We start from the raw sequence: 17,718 nt of genomic DNA on the forward strand, positions 1-17,718 counted from the left end.
CACATGAATGGCCCCGGCCGCTGACAGTCCGGAACCCCGCTGGTCGAGTTCGACCAGGCGCAGGGTGCTCGCGCGTGCGCGCGGCGCTGTTCTCGTGCGAGAACACAGAAAGACACGCAATGCCGAAGAACAAGAAGCCCCGCGGCGGACGCCCGTCCGCGAACTTCGAGCCGCGCTACGGCGCGAAGAAGACCTCCTTCCACGATCGTCACAACGGCGGCCCCGCCCGTGACGGTGCGCGCGATGAGCGCGGTGGACGAGCGGATGCCGGCGATCGCCGCACCGCTCCTGCCGCAGGCGGTTACGACCGTCGCCCCGGCAGCCGCAGCGCCGGCCACCGCGGCTACCGTCCGGCCGAAGCCGAGTCGGGTGCGCCCAAGCAGCGCTGGGGTGCGTCTGAGCGCGCCGGCCGCGACGAGGCCCGCGGCATCCGCAACCGCGCGGAGTCCGGGCGTCGTGAGGCCCCGCACCACCGCAACGACGAGCGCTCCGAGCGCCCCCGCTTCAACGACCGGCCCACCGCCGGCGGACGCTTCGCCGACCGCCCGCGTCGGGACGATCGCGGCGGACAGCGTCCGACCGGACCCGGCACCTACCGCGACGAGCGTGGCGGCGACCGCCCCCGGTTCGACCGCGATGACCGCGCGCGTCGTGACGACCGCGGTGCCGGCACCCAGCGTCAGGGCTTCCGCGACAACGACCACCGCGATGGTGGGCGTCCGGGTCGCGACGACCGACGTGGCGCCGAGCGCCCCCGGTTCGCCAACGACCGCGGTGGAGATCGCCCCCGGTTCGACAACGACCGTGGTGCCGATCGTTCGCGGTTCGACCGTGACGAGCGTCCGCGTCGCGACGACCGTGCCGGCGACCGGACCCGGTCGAACGACCGTGGCGCCGCGCGCCCTGAGCGCTCTTTCGACGCCGACCGCGCACGCCGTGCCTTCGACCGCGACCGCACGCAGCGTTCGTACGAGGGCGGCCGCGACGAGCGTTCGCGTCCGTCGACCGGTGGCGCCTACCGCACCGAGCGCCCGCGCCCGCTGACCTCCGACACTCGGGGGCGTCCGGCGCGCAACGAGCGTCCGAGCCGCAACGACTGGAACGCCACCAGCCGTCCGCCCTCGACCGGAGCGAAGTTCGCACCGGGCGACGACGTCGTGCACGAGCGCCTCGAGGCGAAGTCCGTCGCGGCCGTCGAGGTCGATGGTGTGACCTTCGGCGACCTCGGACTCGGATCGAACATCGTCGAGACCCTCGTCGGTATGGGTGCGGCCACGCCGTTCCCGATCCAGGCCGCCAGCATCCCGGCCGTGCTCGCAGGGCGTGACGTCCTCGCCCGCGGCCGCACCGGCTCCGGCAAGACCATCGCCTTCGGTGCTCCGCTCGTCGAGCGCGTGCTGCAGTCGCAGGCCGGCAAGCGCCGTGAGTTCGGACGGTCGCCGCGTGCGATCATCCTCGCTCCGACGCGCGAGCTCGCGCTGCAGATCGACCGCACGATCCAGCCGATCGCTCGCAGTGTCGGCCTGTTCACCACGCAGATCTACGGTGGCGTGCCGCAGGGCCGCCAGGTGGGCGCGCTCAAGAAGGGCGTCGACATCGTGATCGGCACCCCCGGTCGTGTCGAGGACCTCATCAACCAGGGCAAGCTCGACCTCTCGGACTGCCGCATCGCGGTGCTCGACGAGGCCGACCACATGTGCGAGCTCGGGTTCGTCGAGCCGGTGCAGCGCATTCTGCGTCACACCGCCGACGGCAGCCAGAAGCTGCTGTTCTCGGCCACGCTCGACCGTGAGGTGGCGGCTCTCGTCGACGAGTTCCTCGTCGACCCGGCCGTGTACGAGGTCGCGGGAGAGGACCAGGACTCCAGCACGATCGAGCACCGCGTGCTCGTGATCGAGCACCGCGACAAGGCCGACATCCTCACCTCGCTCGTCGACCGCGATGGCAAGACGCTGGTCTTCGCCCGCACCCGCGCCTATGCAGACATGCTCGCCGAGCAGTTCGACGACGCCGGCATCCCGGCCGTCTCGCTGCACGGCGACCTGAACCAGGCCAAGCGCACGCGCAACCTGGAGCGTCTGACGTCCGGACGCGTGAACGTGCTCGTCGCCACCGATGTCGCCGCCCGCGGCATCCACGTCGACGACATCGACCTGGTCGTCCAGGCCGATGCGCCGGACGAGTACAAGACGTACCTGCACCGCTCGGGTCGCACCGGTCGCGCGGGTCGTTCGGGCCGTGTCGTCACGCTGATCACGCGTCAGCGCCAGCGTCGCATGACCGAGCTGCTCGACCGCGCCGAGATCGACGCGCCGTTCGAGAACGCCCGTCTCGACGACGACGTGATCGAGGAGATCGCCGGTCGCGTGCCGACCGCGGCTGACCTGACCGCCTGAGTCATCTCTCCGAAGGCCCTGTCCCGCTTCCGCGGGGCGGGGCCTTTCGCGTGTGCGCGGTCAGGAGAGCTCGTGCACGTGCACGGCGGAGGTGAGGTTCGTGCCGTTGAGGTCGAGGTAGATCACGCTCTCGGTCACGGTGAGGGTCATGGTGTTGCGGCGCTCGATCAGCACGGCCGCGCTGTCGATGAAGCCGGGGTCGAAGCTGTAGACGCGGATGTCCTCGCGGCGGTGGATGCGCTTGTCCGTCCACGGCGCCATCACCTTGGCGGGGTCGCGGTGGGTGTAGACCACGGTGCGCTCGGCGAGCCTGCTGCCGTAGTGCAGGCGTTCGGCGTCGGGCGCACCGATCTCGACCCAGGCGGTGATGAGGCCGGTGAGGTCGCGCACGAGCACAGCCGGTTCCTCGGTCGAGGAGATGCTGCCGCCGAAGGCGATGCCCTCGGCGAACTCGAGCCCGTAGGCCAGCACGCGCGTGAGCATGTAGGCATCGGTCTCGGACGGATGCCGCGCCACGCGCAGCGAGTAGTCCTCGTAGACGCCGCGATCGGTGTCAGCGAGCTGCACCTCGAATGTGTGGACTGTGGAACCGATCGCCATGATCCCCGAGCCTACGCGGCTGCGGGATGCGCGCTTGACCGTCGGGTCAGAAGAGCATCGGCTGCGCGGGTGACGCCTCGGATCGTGCGCTGGGCGTGAAGCGCACCGTCGCGGCGGTCGACACCGTCGTCTGCACGTGGCCCTGCCCCGGGCGGAACCCGCGGCGGGAGTAGTCGTCTTCGTGACGGCCGTCGAGGCCGTGCATGCGGATCAGCGGACGGGTGCGCTTGGCGAGCCACTGTCGGTACCCCTTCGGGGCCTCGGCCGACGCTCCCGGGTACAGCCCGCGGTAAGACGACACCAGGTCGGGCCGCGCCTCGCCGAGCCACTCGAAGAACCACGGCTTCACTCCCGGACGAAGGTGCAGGGCTCCGTAGATGACGGCGCGCGCCCCGGCCTCCTTGATGCGCACGAGGGCACTGTCGATCGCGGCGAGCGAGTCGGTCATGTGCGGCATGATCGGCATGAGGAACACGGTCACCGGGAACCCGGCATCCGCCAGCGCCCGCACGGTGTCGAGTCGCGCCTGGGTCGTCGGGGCTCCGGGCTCGATCGCCTTCTGCAGGTCGTCGTCGTACATCGCGATCGACATCTGCACATCGATCGGCACCCGCTTCGCGGCCTTCACGAGCAGCGGGATGTCCCGGCGGATCAGCGTCCCCTTCGTGAGGATCGAGATCGGGGTGCCGGACGCGGCGAGGGTCTCGATGATGCCAGGCATGAGCTTGTACCGGCCCTCGGCCCGCTGGTACGGGTCGGTGTTGGTGCCGAGGGCGACGGTCTCGTGCTCCCAGCTGCCGCGCCGCAGCTCCTTCTCGAGCACCTCCACCACATTGACCTTGACGACGATCTGCGAGTCGAAGTCGGCCCCGCCGTCGAGGTCGAGGTACTCGTGGGTTCCGCGGGCGAAGCAATACACGCAGGCATGCGAACACCCCCGATAGGGGTTGATCGTCCAGGCGAAGGGCATGCGCGAGGCGCCGGGCACATGATTCAGCGCCGACTTCGACAGCACCTCGTGGAACGTCATCCCGGCGAACTCGGGAGTCGTGACGGAGCGCAGGACGCTCGACCGGTCTTCGAGGCCGGGCAGCGCCGCCGCATCCGTCTCTCCGAGCTTCTGTCCCTGCCACCTCATTCGACAATTCGAACAGAAAGACGATGTTAACGCAAGCGACTCTGCAACTTATCTTCGAATGAGAGGATGGATCAATGCCCTTCCTGCCGCACCCTCAGCATGCGGCACCGCGGTCCCCGATCCGCGGACCTGCATTGCCGATCGGTGTCGCCGTGACCGCGATCGGGGTCCTGTTGTCGATCGGTTCCGGTCCGGTGCCGTCCTCCGGCGCCGACTCGATGCCGGTGCCGGTCGCGGTCATGCAGGTCCCGCCGGTCAAGGTCGCGGCGACCACGGCGGCCGACCCCTGCGCAGACTCCTCGGTGAAGCAGGCGATCGCGAACGGCGATGACGCGGCGACGATCGCGGCGTTCGGGGGTGGCGTGGCCTTCCGCGAGGCCGTCGTCGCGGGCAACGCTCCCTGCATCTCGCTCAGTGATCCGGCGCGGCTGTGGGTCGTGGTGAACAAGTCGTCGCCGCTGAACCCGCCCGAGTACGAGCCGACGGACCTCGCCTCGGTGCCGCTGCAGATGACGACGCCGTCCGGGCGCGTGCGCACCGACGTGGCCGCTGCCGTCGGCGAGATGGCGGATGCGGCGGTCGCTGCCGGTGTCGGGCGGATCGGCGCGAACAACGGATACCGCTCGTACGGTCTGCAGGTGACGACCTACGGCTCGCACGTGCGATCGCAGGGCCAGGCCGAGGCGGATGCCGGCTCGGCGCGTCCGGGCCACAGTGAGCACCAGACGGGTCTCGCGCTCGACGTGGTCGCGTGCGGGACGGGCTGCGGCGGACTCGACGGCTTCGGTGCCACGGCGCAGAGCGACTGGGTCGCGGCGCACGCCTGGGAGTACGGATTCATCGTGCGCTACGAGCAGGTCGGCACCCCGGTCACGGGGTATGCGCCGGAGCCGTGGCACCTCCGCTATGTCGGCGTCGACCTCGCCGCCGCCTATCACGAGGGTGGATTCCACACGCTCGAGGAGTTCTTCGCGCTGCCGGCCGCCCCCGACTACGCGCACTGAATCGGCGCGGAACGCCACGGTTGCGGCATCCGACAACCGCGGTACCCAGTGTCACGTTTTATGGGATGCATTCTCACAACGTCCTGTCCTGGACCGGTCGTGCGACGTAGAATCGCCGGAGCAACGATGCATGAGACGTTCAGGAGGACGGCATGGAACGCGACATCTACGACGAGGATCACGAGGCATTCCGGGACCTGGTCAAGGACTTCGTCAAGCGCCACGTGACCAACGAGGCGATCGAGCGGTGGGACGCCGCGGGGGAGATCGACCGGGCGACGATGCTGGCCGCCGGCGAGGCGGGTCTGATCGGCCTGTCGGTCCCGGAGGAGTTCGGTGGCGCCGGCATGCTGCAGGACTACCGCTTCCGCACGATCGTGATGGAGGAGGTCATCGCCTCCGGCGCGGGTTCGCTGGCCGGTGCCTTCGGCATCCAGGACGACCTGGCCGTGCCCTACCTCGTGCACATGGGAACGCAGGAGCAGAAGGAGAAGTGGCTTCCCCGCATGGCCACGGGTGAGGTGCTCGGCGCGCTCGCCATGACCGACCCGGGTGCGGGTTCGGATCTGCGTGGCATCAAGACCAACGCCAAGAAGGTCGACGGCGGCTACATCCTCAACGGTGCGAAGACGTTCATCTCCTCCGGTACGACGGCCGACGTCGTCGTGACCTTCGTCAAGACCGGTGAAGGCAACCGTCCCGACGCCTTCAGCCTGCTGCTCGTGGAGAAGGGCATGGAGGGCTTCGACCAGGGCAAGAAGCTCAGCAAGATGGGCTTCCACGGCTGGGACACGGCCGAGCTCAGCTTCACCGACGTGTTCGTCCCCGACGAGAACCTGATCAGCGGCAAGGAGGGTCAGGGCTTCATCCAGCTGATGCTGAACCTGCCGCTCGAGCGTCTCTCGATCGGCGTCGCCGCAGCCGCAGCCGCGCAGGCCGCCCTCGACTGGACCGTCGCCTATACGAAGGACCGCGAGGCGTTCGGCGAGCGCATCGCCGACTTCCAGAACACCCGCTTCCGGCTCGCCGACATGGCCGCGACCACGGACGCGATGTGGGCGTACATCGACCGCGCGTTGCTCGCCTACAAGAACGGCACCCTCACCGCCGAGGATGCCGCGAAGGTCAAGTTCTGGGCTACCGAGCGCGAGTGGGAGGTGCTCGACACGGGCGTGCAGCTGCACGGCGGTTACGGCTACATCATGGAGTACCCGATCGCCCGCGCCTTCACTGATGCTCGCGTGCACCGCATCTACGGCGGCACGAACGAGATCATGCGCGATCTCGTCGGCCGTCAGATCGTCGGCAAGCGCTGACGTCACCTACGCAGAAGAGGCCCCGGATGCGACATCCGGGGCCTCTTCCTGTCCCTGCTGTATCGCCGGACCTCGGTGCCACCAGGCATTCGGAGCGACGCACTCCTGGCGGCTGACTCGGTTCTCGGTCTTCACGACATGCCGGTCGCACCGGTATTCAATAGAACATAAATTCGAATGTCGAGACGGTTCGCGATAGAATCGAGTATGTCGAAATTGACCGCGTTGCACGAGGCGATGTCCCGCCTCGATGAGGCGTGGTCAGATGCCGGTGACTCCGGAGAGCTGTCCCGCGAGCAGCTGATCGAGGTGAGCGCGTCTATCGGGGTGTTGCGGCGTCGGTTGGATGCCGTGCATGTGTCGGTGGCGGCGTGCATCTCCCGCGAGTCGCGTCCAGAGCTCGGGGCGGAGAGCCTGGCCAAGCAGCAGGGCTACCGCAACCCGGCGACGTTGATCGCGGCAGCCACGGGGGTGTCGACCGGTGATGCGTCGCGCCTCGTCAAGGTGGGAGAGGCGACGGCGCCCCGGAGCGACCTTCTGGGTGCGCGTCTGCCGGCGAAGTATCCGCTGGTGAGCGAGGCGCTGGATTCGGGGGCGCTCGGTGCTCCCGCCGCCGCGATGATCATCGGGTTGCTCGATCGTTGTCGGATCGCCGCGGGGGTGGAGCATGTCGTCGAAGCCGAGCGCATGCTGGCGGAGAAGGCGGCAGGTCTGGCACTCGACGATGTGCGCAAGCTCGTGGTCCGTGCAGAAGCATGGCTCGATCCGGATGGTCTGGAGCCTCGTGAGGAAGAGCGCCGCGGCAGGCGCGCGCTGACACTGTTCGAGCGTGAGGGAATGGTGCATCTGAACGCCGTGCTCGATGTCGAGACCGCGGCGCCGGTCGTCACCGCGATCCGGGGCTACGTGACCGCCGTGTTCGCCGCGCGGAAAGACGCGCCCGATGCGGAAGCGCCCGATGCGGATCGGCGGACGGTGCCGATGATCCAGGCCGACGCCCTCGCGGTGTTCTGCGCGCACGTGCTCGGGTGCGAGCAGCGGGTGCCGGTCGCCGGTGCGACGGTGATTGTGCGGATGAACCTCGACGATCTGGAGGCCGGCACGGGGTCCGCGACCGTGGACGGGGTCGATCAGCCGGTCAGCGTCGGGGCCGCGCGGCGGATGGCGGCCGGGGGCGGCGTGATCCCGTGTGTTCTCGGCGGAGACAGCGAGATTCTCGATTGGGGACGGGAGAAGCGGTTGTTCACCCGGGCGCAACGGCTGGCGCTGGTGGAGCGTGATGGGGGATGCGCGATGTGCGGGTTGCCGCCGGAGATGACCAAGGCGCATCACATTCGATGGTGGAGACGAGACCACGGGCCGACCGATCTCTCCAACGGGGTGCTGCTGTGCGAAACGTGTCACCATCGCATCCACGACAACGGGTGGCAGATCCGCATCGATACTGCCGGGAGCGGGAGCGGGAGCGGGAGCGGGAGCGGGAGCGGGAGCGGGAGCGGGAGCGGGAGCGGGAGCGGGAGCGGGAGCGGTGCGGCGGGGCGGGTGTGGTTCATTCCGCCGCGATACGTCGACTCTGCGCGAACCCCGAGGCTCGGAGGCCGCGCACGCTTCGACATCGCGGCCTGACCACGTCGCTGCCTGACCACGTCGCTGCCTGACGACGTCGCGGCTCGACGTCACGGCCCGGCGATGTCACCGCCCGGCGTGTGCGGCTGCGCTCTCGCGGTTCAGCGGTGCCTGCCGATTCCCGCCCTGCGGAGACGGTCGGCGATCAGGATGCCGAGGGCCGTGCCGCCGACGCAGCTGGCGATCGCCACGACGAAGAAGGCGATCTGGGCGAAGAGAGACATGGACCCGAGGTCGAACCACGCCCACGCCGAGATCGGATACACGATGCCCACGATGACGGCACCGAGATAGTGCATCCAGGTGCCCCAGTAGCGCCAGAGCACGAACAGGAACGGCAGCTCCGTGAAGGCCGCCCACCAGAGATTGGTCAGCACGGTGCTGAAGCCGTATCCGGAGAACGGCACCATCACGAGACCGGCGATCAGCGCGACGAGCAGTCCGACGAGCGGACGATGCAGCAGCCGCAGCGCGATCACCGATGGCAGCAGCCAGAGACCGGCGAGCGCCATGCCCACGAACGGGAGCGGCCCGGTAAGCACGGTCGAGAACCAGTTCATCGGTGCGAGAAGCACCGCTCCCGCCACACCGAGCGCCGCACAGGTCAGCAGGATGACGGTGGGGAAGCGGAATCGTCCGCCGGTGCGGGGCGACCGGCCCGCGGCATCCGCGCTCATGCCAGGGGCTCCGCCGCGGCCTCGCGAGCGGCCTTCGACGCGGGGGAGGCTGCACCGACCCGCCAGTACCCGCAGAAGCTCACCGCATTCTTGTCCACCCCGCGCTCACCGACGAGGTGCTTGCGGGCGCCGGAGGCGAGCGCCTGCTCGCCCGCCGCATAGGCGTGGAACGGAGCCTCCGGCAGGGTGGTGCGGGCGAGCGCGTCCAGAGCGAGCGAACCGGGAGCGACGCCGTGCGGCCGCACGATCCGCACGACCTCGATGCCCGAGGGATGCGCGAACTCCAGCGCATCCTCCTCGCTCGGCGTCTCGACGATCGCGGTACCGATGGCGCCGGCCGGAAGCGAGGCACAGATCGAGGCGATCGCGGGCAGGGCGGTCTCATCGCCGACGAGCACGACGCGATCCACGCCGCGCTGCGGATTGAACGTGAGCCCCTCGTCGATGATCAGAACATGCTCGCCCGGCCGGCAGGTCTCGGCCCACCGCGACGCCGGTCCGGCGGTACCGTCGGCCGCCGATCCGTGCAGCACGAAGTCCACGTCGATCTCGGCACCGGCATCCGCGGTCGCCGGGCGGAATGCCCGCACGCTGTAGTTGCGCATCACCGGACGCTCGCCGTCGGGGATGCGCAGGAACTTCAGATACCCGAACACCTTGTTCGCCTTCGCCGGCACCCGCTCCAGGCCCGCATCACCCCCGATCGGGAGGAACAGCCGGAACCACTGGTCGAACCCCATCGGACGGAACTTCTCGATCTCGCCGCCGCCGAGCGTCACACGGATCCAGTGCGTCGACAGCCGTCGCGTGCGCAGCACGACCAGCTGGATGAGATCGGCCGACTCGGGTTTGACCATCTTGCTGTAGGCCACGATGCGCCTTTCAGGGAAGCTGCCAGGGGAAGGACACGACGAAGATCGCCGCCGACCCCAGCAGGGTCGCGACGGTGAAGACGGTGTCCCGTGTGCGGAACGGGACGAGGTATCGCTCTGTGCGCGTCGAGTGCGCACCGAATGCACGCGAGTCCATCGCGAGTGCCACGCGCTCTGCGTGACGGATGGCCCCGGCCAGCAGCGGCACGATGTACCCCCACCCCCGAGCGATGCGCGCGAAGGGTCCGCGTCCGCCGTGATACCCGCGCACCCGATGAGCGGCCCTGATCACCGACAGCTCATGGCCGAACCGCGGCACGAACCGGAACGCGGCCAGGGCCGTGTAGCCGATCCGGTAGGGAACCCGCAGCTGCTGCACACTGGCCCGCACGAGATCGGGGCCGCTGGTGGTGAGCCCGCCGACGAGCGCGAGCGCGACGATCGAGCCGAGCCGCAGCGCGGTCGCGAAACCGATCAGCAGGGCCCCGCTGTAGAGCGTCCAGTCGCCGATCTGCAGGACGGGGGCACTGCCCGCGACGAGGCCGGCATCGACCCACAGCGAGAAGCCGACACCGATCAGCAGCATGCCGGCGGGGAGCCCGAGCAGCAGCAGGGCGAGGAGTCTGCCCGTCAGGCGTGCGCCGACCAGGATCAGGGCGTAGGCGAGCACCAGGAAGGCCACGGGGGTGGCCAGATCCCGCACGAAGACCAGCAGCACCATCGCCGGCGCGAATCCGGCGATCTTCGCGAGCGGGTTCAGCGCGTACAGGAACTGTCGTCGCGATGTCGCCGTGATCCGTGCGTAAGGGTCGAACGTCGCCGTGGTCACGATGTCGCTCCGAGCCCGGCGGAGGTCAGCACGCGCTGCAGGGCCGGCAGGCGCAGTCCCGCGGCGGCGAACAGCTGCTCGTCCTGCAGAAGAGCGGCGGTGGGCCCGACCGCCCGCACCCGACCGTCGGCGAGGACGACGACATGAGTGGTGTGCTCGGCCACGAGCTGGAGGTCATGCGTGACGATCACGATCGTCGTCCCCTCCGCGCGCAGGTTCTGCAGCAGATCGAGGAGCTCGGCGGCCCTGGCGCGGTCCTGTCCGAAGGTGGGTTCGTCGAGCGCCAGCACGCGCGGACGGGTGATCAGCGCGGTACCCACCGACAGCCGCCGCTTCTCGCCGCCGGAGAGCAGGAACGGATGCACATCCGCCTTGTGCTCCAGCCCGAAGCGGGTGAGCATCTCGTCGACGCGGGCCGAGATCTCGGCATCCGGCACGTGGCGCAGCCGCAGACCGTGGGCCAGCTCGTCGAAGACCGTCGCCGCGATGAACTGGTGCTCCGGATTCTGGAACACGAACCCGATGCGTGCGGCGAGGTCGCGCGGAGACGCGGCCCCCGCGTCGACGCCGTCCACGGATACCTGCCCGCGCGGTGGGGGGACGACGCCCGCGAGCGCCTGGATCAGCGTGGTCTTGCCCGCACCGTTCGCCCCGACGATGGCCGTGAGGCTGCCGGCCTCGAGGTCGAGGTCGATCCCGTGCAGGATCTCGGTCCGGCGTCGGCGCACGGTCAGCCCGCGGGCGCGGATGATCGGCGGCGCCTGGCGTCCCGTCTCGCCGTCGCTCTCGTCGCTCAGTGGCCCGGAACCTCCGGCGCCGGGCGGCCGGGCGGAGCGGGAGGAGAGTCCCTCGCGCTCGAGCGCGGCAGCGAGCTCCTGCGGCGACAGCGGCAGTGGGTCGAGGGAGATCCCCTGGCTCCGAAGGCGCAGCGCCGCCAGGGTGGCGCCGGGAAGCCACACGCCCATCCCTACCAGCTCATCGGCATGCTCGCGGATGACCTCGGCGGCCGGTCCGTCGAAGGCGACGCGACCTTCGCGGTCGAGCACGATCGCACGCGTGACGAACGCCATCGCCGCGTCGAGGTTGTGCTCCACGAGCAGGATGGCGCGGTCTCCGGCGGCGACGACCTCCGCCAGGGCGGCGTACACGTCGTCGATGCCCTGCGGGTCGAGGTTTGCCGTCGGCTCGTCGAGCACGATCAGCGCCGATCCCATCGCGAGAGCGCCCGCGATCGCGAGTCTCTGCCTCCCTCCACCGGAGAGATGGTCGGGGTTCTCATCGCGCCGATCCCAGAGACCGACCCGTCGCAGCGCCTCCTCGACGCGACTCTCGACGACATCGAGCGGGAGCAGCAGGTTCTCGGGGCCGAACGCGACCTCGTCGTAGACGCTTCCGGTGACGATCTGCGCATCGGGGTCCTGGAAGACCATCGCGACCTGTGTGCTCAGCACGGCCGTCTGCGCGCTCGCGGTGTCGATCCCGCCCGCCTCGACGGTGCCGACCATGCGCGCGGGGAGTGCGTGGGGGATCAGGCCGTTCAGCGCGAGGGTGAGCGTCGACTTGCCGGAACCGGACGGTCCGAGCAGGAGCACGACTTCGCCCGCGTCGATGTCGAAGGTCACATCGCGCGGTGAGGGGTGCGCCGCATCGGCGTGGGTGAGCGAGAGCTCACGCACGCGGAGCAGGGGCGCGGATGGGCGCACGGTGGAGTCCCGGGTCGGCGGATCGTACCCCTCTAACTTAGCTGAGCCTTACCTGATAATCCATGCGCGCAGAAGCCCTCTTCCGGATGACAGCGGTCATCCCGAAGGCGGACGCGCTGTGCCCGCATGCAGGGCATCGTCGTAGAGGCGTCATTCTGTGCGCCGAACGGAACAAGGGGAGAACGTGCGAGAAGACACGAACACGATCGCGATCGCGAAGCCGCAGGAGAGCGGACGCGTGCCGACGCGCCGCGAAGGCGGGACCGGATCCCGGGGAGAGCTCGGCCGTATGGTCGGCATCGACTTCGCCCGGTTCCTGGCGATCATCGGCATGTTCTGCGCGCACCTCCTCCCGCCGGTCGGCATGCCGGGCCACATCTCCTGGCTGTCGAACGTCGTCGACGGGAACGCGTCGACCCTGTTCGCGGTCGTGGGCGGGATCAGCGTGGTCCTGGCGACCCGCTCCTACCTGGAGCGGGGGCACATCGCGGCGGCCCGGTGGGCGATGGCTGTGCGCGGTCTCCTCGTCATCGTGCTCGGGGCCACGCTCGCCCTGGCGCCGGGGAGCATCGTCGTCGTCCTCGTCTACTTCGGGGTGGCGATGCTGGGCAGCATCCCGTTCCTGCGGATGGGCGCGAAGGGACTGCTCGTGTGGGCAGGAGTCCTCGCGGTCATCGGCCCCATCCTCAACGCCCAGCTGCGAGGGATGATCGGCGTCGTCGGAGAGGGCGGCGGTGTGAGCTGGCCGCAGTGGGGAGAGCCGCTCGTGGCTCTGCGGGCGGTCTTCGTCACCGGGACCTACCCCGTCATCACCTGGATCGTCTACGTGCTCGTGGGCATGGCCGTGGCGAAGCTGCTGATCGGCGCACGCCGGAATGCGGCGGAGCCCCGTCTCCTCGCCTGGATGGCCGGAGTCGGCGCTCTTCTCGCCGTGCTCGCGGTGTCGGTCAGTGCCCTGGTCTACGGTCTCTTCGGGCGCGCTGCGGTGATCGCGACGATGCCGGTGGAGGCCGCCGAGGCGATCGACGGCCTGGTCGGATCCCCGGGCTTCGGCGCACCGCTCTCCCCGGAGTGGTGGGCGCTCGCGCTGCAGACTCCGCACACGGGAACGACCCTCGACATCCTGCGCGGCGTCGGCATCGCCCTCTTCGTCATCGCGAGCATGCTGTTCCTCGCCGGCGTCCTCCCGAAGGCCGCCCTCCGCGTGCTGGAGCCGATCAGGGCGGCGGGAGCCGCACCGCTCACGGTCTACACGCTCCACGTCCTCGCGGCGGCTGCCGCGACCGTCGCATTGGCGTCCGTCGGTCAGATCGACGCGCCGGCCGACATCCCGTGGTGGTACCTCGGGCCGGGGATCCTCGGGGTCCACATCCTGGGGGCGCTCGTCGTCGGTGCGATCCTGGCCGCGCTGCAGCGTCGTGGTCCGCTCGAAGCGCTCGTGAGCTCGATCTCGGGCGCGGTCGCGAGACGGCTGGGAGCGGTGCCTACCGGCGGGCGACGCCGGCGCGACTGAGCGCCGAGCCGATCGCGAGGCCGACAGCGGTCCACGCGATGGGTCCGAGCACGGAGATCGCGAGGTACAGCAGCTGCGCCCACAGCGGCATCACCGAGAGGTGAGCGGCGAAGAACACCACGACCGCGACGAAGACGCCGATGATCGCCGCCGAGAGGAAGAAGCGCCACGGTCCCCAGGAGCGATAGCGGGTGAGGGCGGCCACCCCCTCCTGGATCAGGCCGAACAGCAGCGCGGTGCCGATGAAGCGCAGCGCCCAGGCGGGGTTGAAGGCGCTCGCGATCAGGGCGGCGAACACATGGGTGATGAGCGCGACGAGCGGAAGGCGCAGCACCTCCTGCGCGATGATGCCCGGCAGCACGTGCGAACCGAGCACGAGGCCGTAGAGGAACAGCAGCGGACTGGCCAGCAGGACAGGCGTCACCCAGCCGGCGATGCCCGCGAGGATGCCCGTCGCGACACCGATCGCCGCGCAGACGAGCAGTACGCGGGTCGACAGGACGGAGGTGCGGGCCACCTCTCCAGCTTACTGTCGACCTATCGGGAGGGCGGCCGTGCATAACCCTGGTCGATCGGCGAATGCGGGTTGGTCTATCGGCCAGATCTCGCGTCGATCGCCGAGAGCCGGACTATGTTGGCCGCGGTGCAGCAACGCGGCTGCGCCGTGATCATCGGGAGCACCACATGGGTCGAACACCCCTCCGGATGGCAGCCGCCACCACCCTGGCCACGCTGTTCATCGCATCGACGGCAACCACCGGCTACGCCGCGACGGAGGAGGTGACGCACCCTGTCCCCGTCGCAGGCACCCCCGGGCACTACATCGTGGTGATGAAGTCGGATCCGCTCGCCACCTACGAAGGCGACGTCAAGGGTCTGAAGGCCACCAAGCCCGCCGAAGGCGAGCAGCTGGAGACGCAGTCGCAGGATTCGCAACGCTATGTCGAGCATCTGCAGACCGAGCAGACCGACCTCGTCAGCGACATCGGCGTCACCCCCGACACCACCTACCAGGTGGTGCTGAACGGCTTCAGCGCCGACCTCAGCGGCGAACAGGTCGACGCGCTTCGTGCGTCGAAGGACGTCATCGGGGTGTACCCGGATGAGATCCGTCACCCCGATGCGCAGACGTCGACCGACTACCTCGGGCTCGGCGACGACCGCAAGGGCCGCGGCGGCGTGTGGCAGCAGACCGGCGGGGTCGAGAAAGCCGGAGAGGGCGTGGTCGTCGGCGTGATCGACACCGGCATCGCCCCCGAGCACCCCTCGTTCGAGGGCAAGAAGATCAAGAAGCAGAAGAAGCAGCACAACCGCAACAAGGGCGCTCAGCCCTACACCGACGGCACCTACGTCTACTTCGACAAGTCGGACGGCGGGCAGTTCCAGGCCGCGATGGTCGAGGGCCAGGACTGGGACAAGAGCGACTACTCGTCGAAGCTCATCGGCGGACAGTACTTCTACGCCGGAGCCGAGGCGGCCGGTTTCGATTTCCAGTACGACTACCTCTCGCCCCGTGACGGCGACGGCCACGGCTCTCACACCGCGAGCACCGCGGCGGGCAACTTCAAGGTCAAGGCCAGCATCGAGAACGTCGATTTCGGCACGATCTCGGGAGTCGCGCCCGCGGCGAAGATCTCGGCCTACAAGGCCTGCTACGTCGGTCCAGACACGACGGTGACCACGGATGACATCTGCGCGCAGAGCGACCTGATCGCCGCGATCGACCAGGCCGTCGCCGACGGCGTCGACGTGATCAACTACTCCATCGGCGGAGGCGCCGCGAGCACCGTGATGGCTCCGGAGGACCTCGCGTTCTTCAACGCCGCAGCCGCGGGTGTCTTCGTCGCGACGAGCGCCGGCAACGACGGCCCCGATCCGGTCACGGCCGATCACGCATCGCCCTGGTACACGACGGTCGCCGCCTCCACCATCCCCACCTGGGAGGGCACGGTGCAGTTCGACGGATTCGCGCAGGCCGGAGCCTCGGTGAGCGTGCCGTTCGGGCAGAAGGTCACCGGTCCCTCGATCGCCGCCGTGGATGCCGCCGCCGCAGGAGCCGCCGATCCGCAGCTCTGCCTGCCCGGCACCCTCGACCCCGCGAAGGTCGCCGGCCACATCGTGGTCTGCGATCGCGGAGGCAACGCCCGCGCCGAGAAGTCGCAGGTGGTCAAGGACGCCGGTGGCATGGGCATGGTCCTCGTGAACGTGCCCGGTGGAGCCGACTCGCTCGACAACGACTTCCACGCCGTGCCGACCGTGCACCTGAACGCCGTGCACCGCGCCGCCGTGCTCGCGTACGTGCAGGGCGGCGTGGACCGTCCGATCACCCTCGTCGGTGAGAACACCACGGGCGTGACCACCCCGACGCCGCAGATCGCGGGATTCTCGAGCCGCGGACCGATGCTGGCCGACGGCAGCGATGTGATGAAGCCGGACGTCGCGGCTCCCGGTGTCGCGATCCTCGCGGCGACCGAGAACGCACCGGGCGAGAAGCCGACCTTCGGCATCCTCTCCGGCACGTCGATGGCCTCTCCGCACGTCGCAGGTCTCGCGGCTCTGTACCTCGGCGAGCGCCCCAAGGCGACGCCGGCTGAGATCAAGTCGGCGATGATGACCACCGCCTACGACACGGTGCTGCCCGACGGATCGAAGAACAAGAACCCGTTCGAGCAGGGTGCGGGTCAGGTCGACCCGAAGCGGTACCTGAACCCGGGTCTGCTCTACCTCAACGGGGTCAAGGACTGGGCGGCGTTCCTCGACGGGAAGGGGCTGTCGGACTTCCCCGGCATCGACCCGATCGACGGCAGCGATCTGAACCAGGCGTCGATCTCGATCGGCTCGCTGACCAGCGCGCAGACCGTCACCCGCACGGTCACCTCGACCGAGAAGGGCACCTTCACCGCCAAGGCCTCGGTGCCGGGAGTGAACATCAAGGTCACACCTCAGCAGCTCAAGTTCGACCGTCCCGGCCAGACGAAGACCTTCACGGTCACGTTCGACAACGCCAGCGCCCCCGTGGAGCAGTGGGCCACCGGCTCGCTGACCTGGACGAGTGCGAAGAACTCGGTGCGGTCGCCGATCGCGCTGTTCCCGGTCACGGCCGACGCTCCGGCGGAGGTCACGGGCACCGGCGTCGACGGCAGCACCACGGTGGACATCACCCCCGGCCTCACCGGTGATCTGGCACTCGGACTCTCGGGTCTGACGCCGTTCGAGATGCTCGCCGACGCGGACAACCCCGTCGACGGTCACTCGGGAGATGAGAAGTCGGGCGACGCGAACAAGGACGTGTCGTGGATCGTGAACGTGCCCGAGGGGACGACGCTGTCGAGGTTCGACCTCGACTCGTCCGACGACAAGGGCAGCGACCTCGACCTCACCGTGTACCGGGTGGTGAGCCCGGACGACCTGCAGTACTACCAGCGCTGGCGCTCGGCGACCGGCTCGGCGGACGAGCAGGTCACGATCCCGTCGCCGACGGCCGGTACGTACCTCGTGGTGGCGAACATCTACTCCACGACGGGCCCGATGACGTGGGACATGACCTACGCCAACGTGCTGCCCGACGGCGAGGGCGACCTCACCGCCACGCCGAACCCGCTCGCCGCGGTCCGCGGTAAGCAGATGTCCTACGACCTCAGCTGGACCGGTCTGACCGCCGGCACGCGCTACCTCGGGCTCGTGCAGTACGGCGACTCCGATGTACGCACCGTGCTGACGGTCGACGTGCCGAAGGCGAAGGCACCGGAGGCTCCGGCACCCGAGACCCCGGCGCCGGAGACCCCGGCACCGGAGGCTCCGGCACCGCAGACCCCGGCACCGCAGACCCCGGCACCGGAGACGAGCGCCCCGGCGACGCCCGCACCGGAGACCCCCGCACCGGAGACCCCGGCACCGCGTGGGGAGAAGAGGGAGTAGTCGGCAAGCGACACCGCACAGCACCCCGTGGTCGATGGACCGCGGGGTGCTGTGCTGCGTGCGCGCATCCGTTCACCGCGTGATCCGCGCCGCTCGTCGCAGCATCCACTCGCTCGGCCCCGTGCG

General features: G+C 69.5%; 13 protein-coding genes. 6 read left to right on the plus strand and 7 right to left on the minus strand.

What is annotated here, in order from left to right:
* The first annotated feature begins 119 nt into the window (after window positions 1–119).
* A complete protein-coding gene (locus ASC55_RS13580) occupies window positions 120–2,396 on the plus strand; it encodes a DEAD/DEAH box helicase (RefSeq protein WP_055876632.1) in 2,277 nt (758 codons plus the stop codon).
* Between the two features lie 60 nt (window positions 2,397–2,456).
* Here ASC55_RS13580 and ASC55_RS13585 read toward each other — a convergent pair whose 3' ends face one another.
* Both ASC55_RS13585 and ASC55_RS13590 read right to left on the minus strand, forming a co-directional pair.
* On the minus strand, window positions 2,457–2,996 hold the full coding sequence (locus ASC55_RS13585; protein ID WP_055876634.1) for a YaeQ family protein: 540 nt from the start codon (window positions 2,994–2,996) through the stop codon (window positions 2,457–2,459).
* Window positions 2,997–3,042: 46 nt separating this feature from the next.
* On the minus strand, window positions 3,043–4,134 hold the full coding sequence (locus ASC55_RS13590) for an Rv2578c family radical SAM protein (RefSeq protein ID WP_055869491.1): 1,092 nt from the start codon (window positions 4,132–4,134) through the stop codon (window positions 3,043–3,045).
* 74 nt (window positions 4,135–4,208) lie between these two features.
* On the opposite strand from ASC55_RS13590, the gene ASC55_RS13595 reads away from it, so the two are divergent.
* From ASC55_RS13595 to ASC55_RS13605, 3 genes are all read left to right on the plus strand, one after another.
* Window positions 4,209–5,138, plus strand: a complete 930-nt coding sequence (locus ASC55_RS13595; protein WP_055876638.1) for a M15 family metallopeptidase — start codon at window positions 4,209–4,211, stop codon at window positions 5,136–5,138.
* 152 nt (window positions 5,139–5,290) lie between these two features.
* Entirely contained in the window at window positions 5,291–6,454 is a 1,164-nt protein-coding gene (locus tag ASC55_RS13600) for an acyl-CoA dehydrogenase family protein (RefSeq protein WP_055876641.1), read from the plus strand.
* Between the two features lie 207 nt (window positions 6,455–6,661).
* On the plus strand, window positions 6,662–8,080 hold the full coding sequence (locus tag ASC55_RS13605) for an HNH endonuclease signature motif containing protein (RefSeq protein WP_055876645.1): 1,419 nt from the start codon (window positions 6,662–6,664) through the stop codon (window positions 8,078–8,080).
* A 101-nt stretch (window positions 8,081–8,181) separates the two neighbouring features.
* On the opposite strand, the gene ASC55_RS13610 is transcribed toward ASC55_RS13605, so the two are convergent.
* The 4 genes from ASC55_RS13610 to ASC55_RS13625 are packed head-to-tail and all read right to left on the minus strand — an operon-like array spanning window position 8,182 to window position 12,161.
* On the minus strand, window positions 8,182–8,757 hold the full coding sequence (locus tag ASC55_RS13610) for an ECF transporter S component (protein ID WP_017831377.1): 576 nt from the start codon (window positions 8,755–8,757) through the stop codon (window positions 8,182–8,184).
* Window positions 8,754–9,629, minus strand: a complete 876-nt coding sequence (locus tag ASC55_RS13615) for a siderophore-interacting protein (protein ID WP_017831378.1) — start codon at window positions 9,627–9,629, stop codon at window positions 8,754–8,756. The genes ASC55_RS13610 and ASC55_RS13615 overlap by 4 nt, the downstream gene beginning before the upstream one ends.
* A gap of 10 nt (window positions 9,630–9,639) precedes the next feature.
* Complete coding sequence (locus ASC55_RS13620) at window positions 9,640–10,458, minus strand: energy-coupling factor transporter transmembrane component T (protein ID WP_055876648.1); 819 nt, start codon at window positions 10,456–10,458, stop codon at window positions 9,640–9,642.
* Window positions 10,455–12,161, minus strand: coding sequence for an ABC transporter ATP-binding protein (locus ASC55_RS13625; protein ID WP_055876651.1), 1,707 nt, complete (start codon window positions 12,159–12,161; stop codon window positions 10,455–10,457). Before ASC55_RS13625 ends, ASC55_RS13620 begins: the two co-directional genes overlap by 4 nt.
* Window positions 12,162–12,345: 184 nt before the next feature.
* On the opposite strand from ASC55_RS13625, the gene ASC55_RS13630 reads away from it, so the two are divergent.
* Window positions 12,346–13,674 (plus strand): heparan-alpha-glucosaminide N-acetyltransferase domain-containing protein, encoded by a 1,329-nt coding sequence (locus ASC55_RS13630; RefSeq protein WP_055869509.1) that lies wholly within the window; start codon window positions 12,346–12,348, stop codon window positions 13,672–13,674.
* Here the strand turns inward: ASC55_RS13630 and ASC55_RS13635 are convergent.
* On the minus strand, window positions 13,646–14,191 hold the full coding sequence (locus ASC55_RS13635; RefSeq protein ID WP_017831382.1) for an ECF transporter S component: 546 nt from the start codon (window positions 14,189–14,191) through the stop codon (window positions 13,646–13,648). The two genes, ASC55_RS13630 and ASC55_RS13635, sit on opposite strands and share 29 nt — an antisense overlap.
* Window positions 14,192–14,358: 167 nt before the next feature.
* Here ASC55_RS13635 and ASC55_RS13640 point away from each other — a divergent pair, with 167 nt between their 5' ends.
* Window positions 14,359–17,592, plus strand: a complete 3,234-nt coding sequence (locus ASC55_RS13640; RefSeq protein WP_162243057.1) for a S8 family serine peptidase — start codon at window positions 14,359–14,361, stop codon at window positions 17,590–17,592.
* Window positions 17,593–17,718 lie beyond the last annotated feature (126 nt).

This window comes from Microbacterium sp. Root322 (assembly GCF_001425645.1).
GTDB classification, from domain to species: Bacteria; Actinomycetota; Actinomycetes; order Actinomycetales; family Microbacteriaceae; genus Microbacterium; species Microbacterium maritypicum.

What these genes read in the sequence shown, in the direction of transcription:
- ASC55_RS13595 (WP_055876638.1), top strand. Translation starts at nt 4,209, where the DNA reads ATGCCCTTCCTGCCGCACCCTCAGCATGCGGCACCGCGGTCCCCGATC.
- ASC55_RS13600 (WP_055876641.1), top strand. Translation starts at nt 5,291, where the DNA reads ATGGAACGCGACATCTACGACGAGGATCACGAGGCATTCCGGGACCTG.
- ASC55_RS13590 (WP_055869491.1), bottom strand. Translation starts at nt 4,134, where the DNA reads ATGAGGTGGCAGGGACAGAAGCTCGGAGAGACGGATGCGGCGGCGCTG.
- ASC55_RS13605 (WP_055876645.1), top strand. Translation starts at nt 6,662, where the DNA reads ATGTCGAAATTGACCGCGTTGCACGAGGCGATGTCCCGCCTCGATGAG.
- ASC55_RS13610 (WP_017831377.1), bottom strand. Translation starts at nt 8,757, where the DNA reads ATGAGCGCGGATGCCGCGGGCCGGTCGCCCCGCACCGGCGGACGATTC.
- ASC55_RS13580 (WP_055876632.1), top strand. Translation starts at nt 120, where the DNA reads ATGCCGAAGAACAAGAAGCCCCGCGGCGGACGCCCGTCCGCGAACTTC.
- ASC55_RS13585 (WP_055876634.1), bottom strand. Translation starts at nt 2,996, where the DNA reads ATGGCGATCGGTTCCACAGTCCACACATTCGAGGTGCAGCTCGCTGAC.
- ASC55_RS13640 (WP_162243057.1), top strand. Translation starts at nt 14,359, where the DNA reads ATGGGTCGAACACCCCTCCGGATGGCAGCCGCCACCACCCTGGCCACG.